The sequence below is a fragment of the Shewanella psychrotolerans genome (assembly GCF_019457595.1).
GTDB classification, from domain to species: Bacteria; Pseudomonadota; Gammaproteobacteria; order Enterobacterales; family Shewanellaceae; genus Shewanella; species Shewanella psychrotolerans.
Window position 1 is genome coordinate 478,093 of the sequence record NZ_CP080419.1, and the last position, 14,247, is coordinate 492,339.

Below are 14,247 nucleotides of genomic sequence, written 5' to 3' on the forward strand. Positions count from 1 at the left end.
CTTGACTTCCATGGTCAATCTTATAAAGCGAGAGCTCAGGCGACTATGGCAGTCGCCCTGGCAACTCGCCCTGGTCAGCTATCTGCCTCTGCTGGGCACGCTCGTGCTTTGGTGGTTGTTTAGCGCAGGATTGCCGACCGCACTGCCGGTGGCGGTCGTGGATCAGGATCAGAGTCAGCTAAGCCGTATGCTGGTACGTCAGTTAGCGGCCAATTCTGTTGTCAAACCCATTAGTTATCAAGATATAGGTCAAGCCCAAGCGGCTATGGAGAAGGCCGATGTCTATGCCGTGATGGTTCTGCCATTTCAACTTAATCGTAAGCTATTGATTGGTCATCAGCCCACGATAGATATTCGTTACAACGCCCAGTTTTTGTTGGTGGGTAAACTGCTCTCCAGTCAGATACAGATGAGCCTGGCCGACGGTCTTAAACAGAAGGCAAGACTGAAAATGCTGGCCTCTGGGGTGTCGCCCGAGCAGGCCAATATTAATCTGAACATGATAAAGACCCAGAGCAGTGCACTCTATAACGCCAATAACAACTATGTCGCCTTCTTGGTACCACCTATTTTGATCGCCTTGGTGCAGATAGTGGCCATGTTGGTGTTTGCCAATGCTTTGTCTGATGAGCTAAGACACAATACCTTGCCCGAGTGGTTTGCCTTAGGTACTTACAAGGTGCTTTGGGCTAAGGTGCTGGTTTATACGCCGCTGCTGATGTTACAGATGGGGGTGATATATGCTTGGCTCTATGGCTATCTCGGCCTGCCGCTAAGCAGTGGTCTGGGTCAGTTGTTTGCCGCACAGGTAATGATGCTGTTGGTGGTATGGTTGATCGTGTTGACCATCTTTGCTGTGCTGCAGGACGGTGCAAGGGTGATCAGTCTCTGCACCGCTCTGTTTGCGCCATCATTTGCTTTTATGGGCGTCACTTTCCCCACCCATGAGATGCCTATGTTGGCTCAGTGGTGGCGGCAGATCATGCCTTCCAGTCACTATGTCGATACCCATATCGGTGTGATCGCCTATGACCAAGGCATTGACGCGTTATTGCTGCAACTCTTTAGCTATTGGGGCTTTCTGCTGCTGATCCCCGTGATCGCCGTGTTACTGACAAAGATCCGCCGAGACCAGGCTAAAGAGCAGATGGCGGAGGTGCAGGGATGAACTTTTTCAGCCTGATGTTTGAGGAGTTCAAGGCCATAGTCTCAGACAAGGCGATTGCTATTACTTTGTTTGGTGGCGTGCTTTTTTATTCCGTGCTCTACCCTTTGCCTTATCTCAATGAGGTACCAACAAAGCAGCAAATTGTCGTGGTCGATGGTGATAATTCCAGCTTGAGTCGCTTGGTGATTCGTCACGCGCAGGCGAGTCCTAAACTTGATGTCGTCGCTCATGTGGCTAACTTGACCCAAGCGCAGGCGGCCGTCAATGCCGGGGAGGCTCATGGTTATCTGGTTATCCCTGAAGGATTCCGTCACAATCTGCTGCGCCAGCAAGGCGTTACCTTAGCTTATGGCGGCGATGCCAACTATTTTCTGGTCTACTCGGCCATTCTAGAAGGGCTGGTTTCGGTCGGCATAGAAGCGGGTAAATACATACAGTTTACCGGTCTACTTGCTATGGGAGAGACGGCCAAGCAGGTACAGCTTGAGCTGGATCCTATTCACCTTAACAGTGTGCCAGCCTTCAACCCGAGCTTGGGTTATACCTCCTATGTGGTGCCCGGCGTGCTCTTGCTAGTGCTGCACCAAACCTTGTTAATCGGTACAGGGATCCTCGGGGCTGGCCAATGGCAGCGCCAGGGCTATTGGCGTCAGGTAAGCTTAGGCCAGCTTCTGTGTGCCAGGGTGGCGACCTTTTCGGTTATCTACAGTATTTTTACTGCCTTCTACATAGGCTTTTGTCATTACTGGTATCAGGTGGGAGTGCAGGGCGATCTCGGGCAAGTGTGTTTGTTTCTGCTGCCCTTTATTTTGTCGACCAGTCTAGCCGGTGTTGCCTTTAGCAGCCTATTTGTTCGACGGGATCTGCCGACCCAGGTGGCACTGCTCATCTCGATGCCGATCCTGTTTGCGTCGGGCTTTGTCTGGCCGGTGGAGTTGATCCCCGTGCCATTGCAGGCCGTATCACAGCTGATCCCTGGGGTGGTGACCATCAAGGGGATGTTAGAGCTTAATCAAATGGGGGCTAGTTGGCCAAGTGTGGTGCATTTGTGGTGGCAACTTTGGGGTTTGGCATTAGTTTACTTGGTACTGGCTTATTTCGGAGTGCGTTATCGCTTGAATGTAATGCCAATTAATAATGAGCAGTGATCTAATATTCACCGCAACCTTAACCCGTATTCCAATTTGAAAACTGATTGACTCAGGGTGTTTTTTGGCAACTCATTCAAGGTGAATGGATGATGGAATGCTTGTGCTCATGTAAGGTCATTCAACGCAGAGGTAGGAAGGTAAGGCGAAGCACGACTAAAGGGATTTAGGAGGTAACACATGGAGCGGTTACCGAGGATGCTAGAGACGAGGAGCAATTAAAGACCTTGCCTCATCAGCGCTAACCTTTAGTGCTAACTCGTCGCTGAGCGATCACACCTTTATACTCATTGGTATTAGGATCATCAAATTACCACCATACTCCCCGAACTAAACCCGATAGCGTAAGTGTGGAGCTGGTTACGGCTGCACCATTTAGCGAATCGCAGCTTTTAAGGTTATGAGGATATCGTTGTTATGAGGATATCGTTGCAGCCTGTTCTGGGCTTGGAACAACTTGATCAGTGATACGACAAGAGTGATCTCTTTATGTCGTAGAGTGTGGGCAATAATAATTAAATTAAGATGGAATGGTATAACAAGCAGCAAAGATAAAAAATAGGCATTTAATTTAACTAAATGCCTATTCAATTGTCTACTTTCGATCGCTTAATGTGGAACCCTTGCTCGCTTCGCACATTATAAACTAGCTGTATTGATGCTATTAAGCGCAGTTTCTAAGCGAGTTAAGTTATATTTGTAGATAACGTTATCAGTGGCTTTAGCTGCACGTTTAAAGTCTTCTAAAGCACCTAGATTATCGTTAGCCATTAGTTTCATTACACCGCGGTTATTGAATGCGTATGCTCGAATATCAGCACTCGGTGCTAGAGAAGCGCTTAATGAACTGGCTACTGCTGCGCTACACGCTTTCTCTGCCTCGTCAAACTGTGCAAGCTTTGTGTATCCAACGCAAAGGTTTAGGTTGCGAGTATAGTGGTCTAATTCGTTTGCTTCTGCTGATTTTGTTATTTCAACACCTTTTTCGGTGTCACCAGACTGCAATGCTTCTACGCCAGGAGTATCCTTGATGACGACCATCTTGTATTGGCTATTATCTAAATTAGCAAATGCAGTGCTAGACATGGTAAGTAGAAAACCTGCGGCAATTAGTTCTAATGTTTTCATGTTCATCTTTCCCTTGGTTGGTAGTAGCCCCTCGCTACAGGACTAAATTTAGATAAATTAGGAGCTGCTGACAAACGAGAAAAATCATATCGACAGGTTAATTATTTTCACTCATGGGTTTATCTGTATATCTGTATATCTGTTTATCCTTTGTAGACGTTGTCGTTAGAGTAGGCAAATCGCTTAACGACCCACTCAATCAATAGTTGCACCTCTTTTTTGGGCTTATCTTTACCGTGATGAATTAAAAAATAGCGGTCATGACTGTTGAGTGCAGTTGAGAAAAGCTGAATTAAGTTACCGCTATCTAGCCAAGCTTGGCTGATTGGCAGAGGGACTAAGGCGACACCTATTCCTTGCTCTGCGGCCCTTGCAACACTAAACATACTGTCTAGTTGGATGATCTGTTTCGGTTGAAAATCATCAAAGCCAATATTATCAGCCCATTGATGCCACGCATGAGGGCGAGCCTGATGTAAAATCAATGGTGTTTCAGTTAACGCTGCATAGCCTTTAGAGGCTATTTTTTTATAGAGCGCTTTACTACATGCTGGAACGTAATTGAGTGGAAACAGATCGAACGAGTGCTCAAATTGGGGGCGATTACCCGACAACACAATTGATAGGTCGGTATGGGTAAGTTGTTCTGAACGGGTTTTAACGGTTTCGAGTTTGAGATTAATGTTAGGGTATTGGGTCGACCAACCAACGAGTTGCGGCACAAATAATTCACTGGCAAAGAACTCAGGCATGGAAATGCTGACTTCTAACGCCAAGTTGACATGGCTAAACTCATTAACGGTTGTGGTAAGTTGCTGCATTAAAGGTTCTATCTGTTCATAGAAACGCGCGCCAGTTTCCGTTAGCGAAATAGACCTAGTTTGGCGAACAAACAGTGTTTGTTGTAGATTCTCTTCTAACTGTTTGATTTGATGGCTTACGGCCGATGGCGTCAAAAATAGCTTTTTAGCCGTCTCTTTAAAACTCAGACACTCAGCTGCGACACAAAAACAACGTAATCCTCTAAGTGAGGTATGCAAAGGAAGCATGTAATACTCTTGAGTTGCTTAACGAATTATAGATAAAGCAAAGCATGGGCCAGTTGTTAGCCTTTATACTTCAGCGTCTTATGATAATGGCATACTAATAGAATGCCCTGTTTCAGCGCAATATAACCAAGATGGTGCTAGTACGCCTCATTATGAGGCGTAATGGCAGAGATAGTCAATTGAGTTATAACGGAATGAAATTTAAACAGCCAAGTGATCACTCGGCTGTTTCGGTGCGGATATATTTAACTAATTCTGTTGCAGATTTAGATGGTTCATCAGGCTTTTTCGCCAGTTCTTTGTTAGCTTGTCGTACTAGTTGACGTAGCTTCTGTCTTTCCAGTTTTGGATGCTGCTCAATAAGGGCTTGAATCGCATCATCGCCGCCGGTTAATAGCTGATCTTTAGTCTTTTCTGCAACGTTAAGCTTGGAGCTTTCGTTGCGGTTTTGGTTTAGCACGTTTTTAAGATCGGTTTGCAGCTGCTCAATATCAACATTGCGCATGATCTTGCCAATATATTGCAGATGGCGACGATAAGCTTCGGTATTGATGCGAATGGTTTTCGCCTTGAGCACGTTATCATAAAGCAGCTCGTCAAGTTCGAGCTTGTTTATCTGACTCTTGCTCAGTGAAACCAATTGTTTTCCTAACTCTTGGTATACCGCTATTTCTCTTTTCGCTTCGGCTCTGCTGACGTATTCATCGTCATGGTCGAAGGGTTGTTTAAAGTGTTCCGAGTCACCAACAATATTCATAATCAAAAATCTCTTACATAAACTGGCTTAATAATACCATTTCATTGGAATATCGCCTACGAAGCACGGCAGTTATTTAATGTGAAAGCGCATCGGGTTTGTTATGCTACTGCCATTATTGATCACTAAAGAGTAGATTTGTGCCTTCACCTAGCATTGAAACTGAACTGGATTCATTAAAAGACGCCGTTGCTATGGCATTAGAATATGCCGCTACTTTGGGCACCACGGGTGCCGAAGTCGCAATTAGTAAACAACAAGGATTATCGGTATCGACTCGCCTTAAAGAGGTTGAAACCGTCGAGTTTAATAAAGATGGTGCGCTAGGTATCACCCTGTTTAGGGATGGCTGCAAAGGTAGCTCTTCTACTTCAGATTTAAGTCCTGACGCGATTCGCCGTGCCGTTAAAGCGGCCGATGATATTGCTAAGTTCACCTCAGAAGATCCCTTCAATGGTTTAGCCGATGCTGATTTAATGGCTCAGCATATTGAAGATCTTGAGCTCTATTATCCTCACGAAACAACGCCTGCTGAGCTTGAAGTGTTAGCCGCTCGCGCCGAAGAAGCAGCTTTAGACGCTGATTCCAGAATTAAAAACTCCGATGGTGCTAGTGCAAACGCCCACACTGGTGCAAAAGTTTATGGTAATAGCCACGGCTTCTTAAATGGCTACGTCAGTTCTCGCTATAGCCTTAGTTGTGTGGTGATTGGCGAACAAGATGGCAACATGCAGCGTGATTATGATTATACGGTAGCGCGTAAGTTTAGCGATCTGTGGACGCCAGAAGCCGTTGGCCAAAAAGCGGCTGAGAAAACTGTTAGTCGCCTCGGCGCGCGTAAGATTGCGACCACCAAGTTACCTATTCTGTTTGCCCCAGATGTGGCAACGGGCTTAATGGGCCATTTAGTTGGTGCGATCAGCGGTAGTAGCTTGTATCGTAAATCGAGTTTCCTGCAAGACTCCATCGACACTCAACTGTTTCCTGATTGGTTTACTATTGCCGAGCAGCCTCATCTTAAAGGTGCATTAGCCAGTGCCTATTATGATAATGAAGGCGTGGCGACTATCGATCGTAATATTATCGATAAGGGCATCTTATCGACTTACCTGTTAACCAGTTATTCGGCGCGAAAGCTTGGATTAACCAATACTGGTCATGCGGGTGGCATCTATAACTGGACCCTTGCTCATACAGGACAAACCTTTGACCAGCTTATCAAGCAGATGGGCACAGGCCTCATAGTCACCGAAGTGATGGGTCAAGGAGTGAACGGCGTGACTGGCGATTATTCTCGCGGCGCGGCTGGCTTCTATGTCGAAAACGGCGTGGTTCAATATCCAGTAGAAGAGATCACCATTGCGGGCAACCTCAAAGACATGTACCGCAATATCGTTGCGGTGAGTAAAGATAGAGATCTGCGTTCATCGATTAGAACTGGTGGGATCTTACTCGACGAAATGAAGATCGCGGGTAACTAAGAGCCATTCTCTTGCGTTAAGATTAGCGAGTGCCAAGGCACTCGCTTTTTTATGTCTGCAATTAAGCAGCAACTAAATCTCGACCGTCGCACTCTTGTGAACAAAAAGCTAAACTTAAGCTTGAATATATGGCTATCCATATATATGATTTGGCATATATGAAGAGTGTTTTTAGGGGAAAGATAATGGCGACTGCGATTTTTAAGGCATTATCCGATGATACCCGTTTGCTGAGTTTGTTGTTGATTCATGCAGAAGGCGAGCTATGTGTTTGCGAACTTATGGCAGCGCTTGATGAGAGTCAGCCCAAGATCTCTCGTCATCTGGCTCAGTTACGTAAGGCTGAGCTGCTGAGTGATCGTCGTCAGGGGCAATGGGTATTTTATCGTATAAACCCTGGATTAGCGCCATGGGCGTTAAATGTCATAGAGCAAACAAGAGCTGGTAATCAGTCTCTGTTAGCCAGAGGCTTAGCGCGCTTGCAACAGATGGGGCAAAGACCTGAACGAGTAAAGGCTTGCTGCTAGCTAACGGCGACTGGGCGCAACACATAGTGATAGGTAAATACCATGGGACTGTTTGAGCGTTACTTGAGTGTGTGGGTTGGTTTGGCAATTGTGTTTGGTGTGGTTTTGGGCCATTTTTTCCCCGATCTGTTTAGTGTTATCGCTGCATTAGAATACGCCAAGGTCAATTTATTAATTGCACTGCTTATCTGGGTGATGATCTATCCAATGATGGTGCAAATTGACTTTTCAGCAGTAAAAAATGTGGGTAAAAGCCCCAAAGGTTTAGTGTTGACCCTAGTGATAAACTGGTTGATTAAACCTTTCACCATGGCGTTACTTGGCTGGTTATTCTTTAAAGTATTCTTCGCTAGTTTGGTCGATGCGCAAACTGCGAGCGAGTATATCGCTGGGATGATCTTACTCGGCGTCGCACCCTGTACGGCTATGGTGTTCGTCTGGAGCCAATTAACTAAGGGCGATCCCAATTACACCTTGGTACAAGTGTCGGTAAATGATCTGATCATGGTGGTGGCCTTTGCCCCTATCTGTGCTTTTCTTCTTGGGGTGAGTGATATTCAGGTACCTTGGGAAACCTTACTCATATCTGTGGTGCTCTATGTGGTGTTGCCCTTGATTGCTGGGGTGATAACCCGCCAAGTGTTAAATCGCCGAAGTCAACATGGAGTCGATACCTTTGTTAGTCGCCTTAAGCCATGGTCTATATTGGGGCTGTTAGCGACAGTGGTGTTGCTGTTTGGATTGCAGGCTAACACCATATTGGCCCAACCGCAGAATATTGTACTTATCGCGATTCCGCTGCTTATTCAAACCTATGGCATTTTCTTTATCGCTTACTTTGCCGCGAAAAAACTCAATATAGCGCAAAATGTAGCAGGCCCTGCGTGTATGATCGCTACCTCCAACTTTTTTGAACTCGCAGTTGCGGTTGCTATCTCGTTGTTTGGATTACATTCGGGAGCGGCACTAGCCACTGTGGTCGGCGTATTAGTCGAAGTGCCTGTCATGTTGTCGCTGGTTGCGTTCGTTAATCGAGATAAAGCCAAATATCAGCAGGCCATAAGCACCGAATCCGGTTGCTAAATGATCAAAGTTTCCCCTTTTTTAGGATAGTAATATGACAATTAAGATAGGTATTAACGGCTTTGGCCGTATGGGGCGCTTAGCATTGCGTGCGGCGTGGGATTGGGATGATGTGGAGTTTGTGCACATCAATGATCCAGCTGGGGATGCGGCCACCTTGGCGCACCTACTGACGTTTGATTCAATCCATGGCCGTTGGGCCCATGATGCGACCGCCGATGGCTCGCAGATTGTGATTGGTCAGCAGCGCATAGCAACCAGCATGAACAAGACGATTAGCGATACCGACTGGTCAGGATGCGATCTGGTGATTGAAGCATCGGGGGTGATGAAAACCAAGGCCTTACTGCAAGCCTATTTAGAGCAAGGCGTTAAGCGCGTTGTGGTGACAGCCCCTGTGAAAGAAGATGGCGTGCTAAATATCGTCATGGGTGTTAATCATCATCTGTACGACAAGGATAAACATCCTATTGTGACCGCAGCGTCTTGCACCACTAACTGTTTAGCGCCTGTGGTGAAAGTCTTACATGAGCAGATAGGCATTAAGCATGGCTCGATGACGACCATTCATGACATCACCAACACCCAAACTATCTTGGATGCACCCCACAAAGATCTTCGCCGGGCACGGGCTTGTGGTCAGTCATTGATCCCAACTACTACCGGCTCGGCAACGGCTATCACTCATATCTTCCCTGAGCTAAAAGGCAAATTGAATGGCCATGCGGTTCGGGTGCCGCTGGCTAATGCATCTATCACAGACTGCGTGTTCGAGATGCAGCGTCCCGTCACCGAAGTTGAGGTGAATGGGCTGTTTAAACAGGCTGCAGAAGGCGAACTCAAAGATATTTTAGGTTATGAGGAGCGCCCTCTGGTATCGGTGGACTATAAGACAGATCCGCGTTCAAGCATTGTCGATGCGCTCTCGACCATGGTAGTGAACGATACCCAGCTTAAAGTTTATATTTGGTATGACAACGAGTGGGGCTACGCTAACCGCACCGCGGAACTTGCCAGAATGGTTGGTCGTTTGGATAAGGCATAGCGGGTATTTTACATTGCCTAGTCAGGGAAGTGATGATTGATGTTTGCCACGATTCGCGCGCTACCAGCTGAGATAAGACAATACCTGATTGTCACTGGTAACTATTGGGCATTTACCTTGACCGATGGTGCGCTGCGTATGCTAGTGGTATTGCACTTTCACCAACTCGGTTATTCGCCGCTAGCCATTGCCATGTTGTTTATCTTCTATGAGTTCTTTGGGGTCGTCACTAATTTAGTTGGCGGCTATCTCGGTGCGCGTTTAGGCCTTAATCGCACCATGAACATCGGCTTGGGTTTGCAAGTGGCGGCCTTGTTGATGTTATTGGTGCCTAGTGCTTGGCTTACTGTGCCTTGGGTGATAGCTGCGCAGGCCGTGTCAGGGATCGCCAAAGACCTCAACAAGATGAGTGCCAAAAGTAGCGTTAAGATGCTGGTGGCCAAGGGCGAAGAGGGCAGATTATACAAATACATCGCGCTGCTAACGGGGTCTAAAAATGCGCTAAAAGGCGCGGGTTTTTTCTTAGGTGGAGCACTGTTGGCTCTGCTGGGGTTTCAGGGGGCGATTGGGTTAATGGCTGCGCTGCTGAGCCTTGTTTGGTTGACAAGTATCATCAAGCTGAAGCAAGACTTAGGCAAGGCGAAGTATAAGCCTAAGTTTAGTGAGCTGTTTTCTAAAAGCCGCGCGATTAATATCTTGTCTGCGGCGCGTATGTGCTTGTTTGCCGCGCGAGATGTGTGGTTTGTGGTGGCATTGCCTGTTTATCTTGCCAGTCAGTTTGGCTGGGATCATTATGCCGTCGGTGGATTTCTGGCGTTATGGGTGATAGGGTATGGTGCGGTGCAAAGTGTTGCCCCTAGGCTGACTGGCAAAGCAAGTGGCGTCGTACCCGATGGCCGTACCGCGCTATTGTGGGCGTGTGGGTTGGCCTTTATTCCTGCGGCTATCGCGCTCCTCATGACTGCCAATTATGCCACCGAATATTCCCAAGCCGCTTTGCTGCTTGGTTTACTCGTGTTTGGCGTTGTGTTTGCGGTGAATTCTTCCCTGCACAGTTATCTTATCGTTAGCTATGCCAGCGATGATGGTGTGTCACTGGACGTTGGCTTTTATTATATGGCCAATGCTATGGGACGCCTGCTCGGCACCCTTTTGTCTGGCTGGGTGTATCAGCAGTTTGGGCTTATTGCTTGTCTGTGGATCTCAACTGGGCTACTCGGGGCCACTGCGCTGCTCAGTGTTGGCTTACCGAGGCGATAATCCTGAAATAAGGCGTGGCCATTATTTCTGTTTGTTTGAGTAAACTGCGCTAAGCTAGATTCTCTTCTATGGCTGTCATAACACTATTCAATGTAAGTATTCTCAAATGCTAAGATATACCTTACTATTCCAACGAAGCTAAAACTCACCTAGGGCCTGTTGATCTTTCAAGGTTGTTTTTGCAGCGAATTGTGGGGTATTTATACAAGGCAGAAGCTTTGTAGCTGTAGTTATTCTACGTAAAAAGCTCAGAACGCAGTAGCAATGACCAACAAACGCTGCCCGAAGGGGGCGATCTAAATTCAACCCGCAAAGTCAGCCCTAGTGAAGATCAGGCAATTTTGACTTAAGTAAACACCTGATGAGCACCGCATGAGCAATGCGGTCATTCGATTTATGCATTTGATTGATGTTAGGCGTATTTTTATTCAATCGTCCTATTATTATGGCGTATACCCTTTTATAGTTTTTCAGCATTACTGGAGACAACACTCATGACAAACGTGGATGCCACGGTGTTAACGACTAAGCCATCCCAAGATGGTTTCCACATGCCGGCCGAATGGGCGGCTCAGCAAGCGGTGTGGATGCTTTGGCCCTATCGTCCTGACAACTGGCGCTCTGCGGGCGCTTATGCTCAGGCGACATTTGCTAAGGTGGCAGATGCCATTGGTGCGGCGACACCTGTTTATATGGGGGTTCCCAAGGCATTTTTGGCTGAGGCCAAGAGAGTTATGCCTCACCACGTCACTTTGGTCGAGATAGATAGCAACGATTGCTGGGCTCGCGATACAGGGCCTACTGTAGTGGTGAATGCTAAGGGTGAATGCCGCGGTGTTGACTGGGGCTTTAATGCTTGGGGTGGCCATAACGGTGGCTTGTACTATCCATGGGATATGGACGAACAGGTAGCAGAGCAGATGCTGAAACAGCACGGTTTTGGCCGTTATCAGGCTCCGCTGATCCTAGAAGGGGGCTCAATTCATGTCGATGGTGAAGGCACCTGCATGACGAGTAGCGAATGTTTGCTCAACAGCAATCGCAACCCTGAGCTGACTCGTGAACACATAGAAGCATTACTGCGTGATTATTTGAATGTGGAGCAGTTTATCTGGTTGCCAGAAGGCGTGTACATGGATGAGACCGACGGGCATATCGACAATATGTGCTGTTTCGCTCGCCCAGGCGAAGTGATTTTACACTGGACGGATGATCAAACAGATCCTCAATACCCTCGTTCAAAAGCCGCTTTGGATATTTTGCAAGACAGTGTGGATGCAAAAGGTCGTAAGTTAACCATTCATCTAATGCCACAACCTGGGCCTTTGTATTGCACTGAAGAGGAATCTCGCGGCGTAACCGAGGGAACTGGCGTGCCACGCACGGCAGGTGAGCGCTTAGCGGGGTCCTATGTAAACTTTTTAATTACCAACCAACGTATCGTTTTCCCGTTGCTTGATCCGTTGACCGATGATATCGCTGCGCAAAAATTGCAGGAGATTTTCCCCGAATATGAGATTGTCGGTGTGCCTGCCCGTGAGATCCTATTGGGTGGTGGTAATATCCATTGTATTACTCAACAGATCCCCTCTGGGCAATAAGTAAAAACCAAGGAGAACACAATGACCATTTATGTCACTGTTGTTGCAACACAATTGGCTTTCGGTAGGAGATCCTAGCATGTATGAAGTAACTGAGGTTTCTATTGCCGAGCTGCGTGCAGCCCTCGAATCAGGTCGCACCACAGCGGTTGAACTGGTGGAGTCATATCTAGCACGGATTGACGCTTACGACGGCCCAGCGACACAAACCAAGCTGAATGCGCTCGTGGTCCGCAATCCAGATGCTATCAAGGAAGCAGAAGCGTCCGATGCACGCCGAGCTCGCGGTGAAACACTTAGCCCACTTGACGGTATTCCCTACACGGCCAAAGACAGCTATTTAGTTAAAGGACTCACTGCGGCGTCTGGCAGCCCGGCGTTTAAGGATTTAGTTGCCCAATATGATGCCTTTGCTGTGGAGCGTCTGCGCGGCGCGGGGGCTATCTGTTTAGGTAAAACCAATATGCCACCTATGGCCAATGGTGGTATGCAGCGCGGTCATTATGGTCGGGCCGAAAGCCCATACAACGCTAACTACCTCACGGCTCCTTTCGCCTCGGGGTCTTCTAACGGGGCGGGTACTGGTACGGCTGCAAGCTATTCTGCGTTCGGCCTAGCCGAAGAGACTTGGTCGAGCGGTCGTGGGCCGGCATCGAACAATGGATTGTGTGCCTATACACCTTCTCGTGGTGTGATTTCCGTACGTGGCAACTGGCCCTTGACCCCGACGATGGATGTTGTAGTGCCTTACACTCGCACTATGGCAGACATGCTCGAAGTGCTGAACGTCATTGTTGCCGACGACCCTATCACCCGAGGTGATCTGTGGCGTTTACAACCTTGGGTCGAGATCCCCAAAGCATCAACAATTCGTCCTGCATCTTACCTGAGTCTTGCCGCCCAACCCGATATGCTTAAGGGTAAGCGTTTTGGGGTGCCGCGCATGTTCATCAATAAGGATGAATTGGCTGGTACCAGCGAAAACCCAGGTATCGGAGGCCCGACCGGTCAGCGCATCAATACTCGCGCGTCTGTGATAGCACTCTGGGAAGCGGCGCGTAAAGCGCTGGAATCTGCTGGCGCCGAAGTCATTGAAGTTGATTTTCCGCTGGTTTCCAACTGTGAAGGTGACCGTCCTGGTGCGCCGACTGTGTTCAACCGTGGCATCGTCTCGCCAGAGTTCCTCGAAGATGAGCTGTGGGAATTATCTGGTTGGGCTTTCGATGAGTTTTTACGTGCTAATAATGATCCTAAACTCAACAAACTGGCTGACGTTAACGGATATTTGATTTTTCCACACGACCTTGGCACCTTGCCCAATCGGGAAGGGGATTTAGCCGCAGGCATGGAAGAGTATGTCAACATGGCCAAACGAGGGCTCAAGCGCTATGACCAGATTGACAGCATACCGGATGGTCTACGCGGTTTAGAGAAGACTCGTAAGCTGGATTTAGAAGATTGGATGGATGAACTGCAACTCGATGCCGTACTCTTCCCAACCGTAGCAGATGTGGGCCCAGCCGATGCGCACATTAATCCTGCCTCCGCTGACATTGCATGGAGCAACGGTGTTTGGGTCGCTAACGGCAACCTTGCTATTCGCCACTTAGGAGTACCTACGGTAACAGTACCTATGGGGATAATGGCCGATATCGGCATGCCTGTAGGTTTAACATTCGCAGGCCGTGCTTACGATGACAACAATCTGCTTAGGTTTGCAGGCGCATTTGAGGCCACTGGCAGCAAGCGCACAGTTCCTTCGCGCACACCAGCGCTGAGTCAATAAGCAACAAGCAGTGAAGAACGGGATTGGTTGCAGCGCGCCAATCCCGTTTTTTATTTCAACGTCATATCAATCAGTATAATGGTGTGATCGCTCAGCGACGATTTAGCACTAAAGGTTAGCGCTTATGAGGCAAGGTCTTTAATTGCTCCTCGCCTCTAGCATTCTCGGTAACCGCTCCATGCGTTACCCAACCGACTAAATCCCTTTAGTCGTG

General features: G+C 47.8%; 12 protein-coding genes. 9 read left to right on the forward strand and 3 right to left on the reverse strand.

The window, feature by feature from the left end; genetic code table 11:
• Positions 1–10: 10 nt before the first annotated feature.
• Entirely contained in the window at positions 11–1,168 is a 1,158-nt protein-coding gene (locus K0I62_RS02185; RefSeq protein ID WP_220069920.1) for an ABC transporter permease, read from the forward strand.
• Positions 1,165–2,316, forward strand: a complete 1,152-nt coding sequence (locus tag K0I62_RS02190) for an ABC transporter permease (RefSeq protein ID WP_220069921.1) — start codon at positions 1,165–1,167, stop codon at positions 2,314–2,316. Before K0I62_RS02185 ends, K0I62_RS02190 begins: the two co-directional genes overlap by 4 nt.
• A gap of 639 nt (positions 2,317–2,955) precedes the next feature.
• Here the strand turns inward: K0I62_RS02190 and K0I62_RS02195 are convergent.
• The 3 genes from K0I62_RS02195 to yjgA form a co-directional block, all read right to left on the reverse strand.
• Entirely contained in the window at positions 2,956–3,444 is a 489-nt protein-coding gene (locus K0I62_RS02195) for a hypothetical protein (RefSeq protein ID WP_220069922.1), read from the reverse strand.
• Between the two features lie 143 nt (positions 3,445–3,587).
• Complete coding sequence (locus tag K0I62_RS02200; RefSeq protein WP_434086833.1) at positions 3,588–4,484, reverse strand: LysR family transcriptional regulator; 897 nt, start codon at positions 4,482–4,484, stop codon at positions 3,588–3,590.
• A gap of 226 nt (positions 4,485–4,710) precedes the next feature.
• On the reverse strand, positions 4,711–5,250 hold the full coding sequence (gene yjgA, locus K0I62_RS02205) for a ribosome biogenesis factor YjgA (RefSeq protein WP_220069924.1): 540 nt from the start codon (positions 5,248–5,250) through the stop codon (positions 4,711–4,713).
• A gap of 140 nt (positions 5,251–5,390) precedes the next feature.
• Here yjgA and pmbA point away from each other — a divergent pair, with 140 nt between their 5' ends.
• From pmbA to K0I62_RS02240, 7 genes are all read left to right on the forward strand, one after another.
• Positions 5,391–6,731, forward strand: coding sequence for a metalloprotease PmbA (pmbA, locus tag K0I62_RS02210; RefSeq protein ID WP_220069925.1), 1,341 nt, complete (start codon positions 5,391–5,393; stop codon positions 6,729–6,731).
• A gap of 182 nt (positions 6,732–6,913) precedes the next feature.
• Positions 6,914–7,258, forward strand: a complete 345-nt coding sequence (locus K0I62_RS02215) for a metalloregulator ArsR/SmtB family transcription factor (protein ID WP_434086834.1) — start codon at positions 6,914–6,916, stop codon at positions 7,256–7,258.
• Between the two features lie 42 nt (positions 7,259–7,300).
• Positions 7,301–8,341, forward strand: coding sequence for an ACR3 family arsenite efflux transporter (gene arsB / locus K0I62_RS02220; protein ID WP_220069927.1), 1,041 nt, complete (start codon positions 7,301–7,303; stop codon positions 8,339–8,341).
• Between the two features lie 34 nt (positions 8,342–8,375).
• Positions 8,376–9,386: an ArsJ-associated glyceraldehyde-3-phosphate dehydrogenase gene (locus K0I62_RS02225; RefSeq protein ID WP_220069928.1), complete on the forward strand. Its 1,011-nt coding sequence runs from the start codon at positions 8,376–8,378 to the stop codon at positions 9,384–9,386.
• 39 nt (positions 9,387–9,425) lie between these two features.
• Positions 9,426–10,646: an organoarsenical effux MFS transporter ArsJ gene (arsJ, locus tag K0I62_RS02230; protein ID WP_220069929.1), complete on the forward strand. Its 1,221-nt coding sequence runs from the start codon at positions 9,426–9,428 to the stop codon at positions 10,644–10,646.
• Positions 10,647–11,140: 494 nt separating this feature from the next.
• The gene (aguA, locus tag K0I62_RS02235; protein WP_220069930.1) at positions 11,141–12,247 is read left to right on the forward strand and encodes an agmatine deiminase; all 1,107 of its coding nucleotides are present in this window, start codon (positions 11,141–11,143) and stop codon (positions 12,245–12,247) included.
• Between the two features lie 79 nt (positions 12,248–12,326).
• Positions 12,327–14,033 carry an amidase gene (locus tag K0I62_RS02240; protein WP_220069931.1) on the forward strand — a complete coding sequence of 569 codons (1,707 nt, stop codon included), beginning with the start codon at positions 12,327–12,329 and terminating at the stop codon, positions 14,031–14,033.
• The last annotated feature ends 214 nt before the right edge of the window (positions 14,034–14,247 follow it).

Excerpts from the sequence above, each read along its gene's own strand:
- K0I62_RS02185 (WP_220069920.1), top strand. The coding sequence starts at position 11 with ATGGTCAATCTTATAAAGCGAGAGCTCAGGCGACTATGGCAGTCGCCC.
- K0I62_RS02190 (WP_220069921.1), top strand. The coding sequence starts at position 1,165 with ATGAACTTTTTCAGCCTGATGTTTGAGGAGTTCAAGGCCATAGTCTCA.
- K0I62_RS02195 (WP_220069922.1), bottom strand. The coding sequence starts at position 3,444 with ATGAAAACATTAGAACTAATTGCCGCAGGTTTTCTACTTACCATGTCT.
- yjgA (WP_220069924.1), bottom strand. The coding sequence starts at position 5,250 with ATGAATATTGTTGGTGACTCGGAACACTTTAAACAACCCTTCGACCAT.
- arsB (WP_220069927.1), top strand. The coding sequence starts at position 7,301 with ATGGGACTGTTTGAGCGTTACTTGAGTGTGTGGGTTGGTTTGGCAATT.
- K0I62_RS02225 (WP_220069928.1), top strand. The coding sequence starts at position 8,376 with ATGACAATTAAGATAGGTATTAACGGCTTTGGCCGTATGGGGCGCTTA.
- arsJ (WP_220069929.1), top strand. The coding sequence starts at position 9,426 with ATGTTTGCCACGATTCGCGCGCTACCAGCTGAGATAAGACAATACCTG.
- aguA (WP_220069930.1), top strand. The coding sequence starts at position 11,141 with ATGACAAACGTGGATGCCACGGTGTTAACGACTAAGCCATCCCAAGAT.
- K0I62_RS02240 (WP_220069931.1), top strand. The coding sequence starts at position 12,327 with ATGTATGAAGTAACTGAGGTTTCTATTGCCGAGCTGCGTGCAGCCCTC.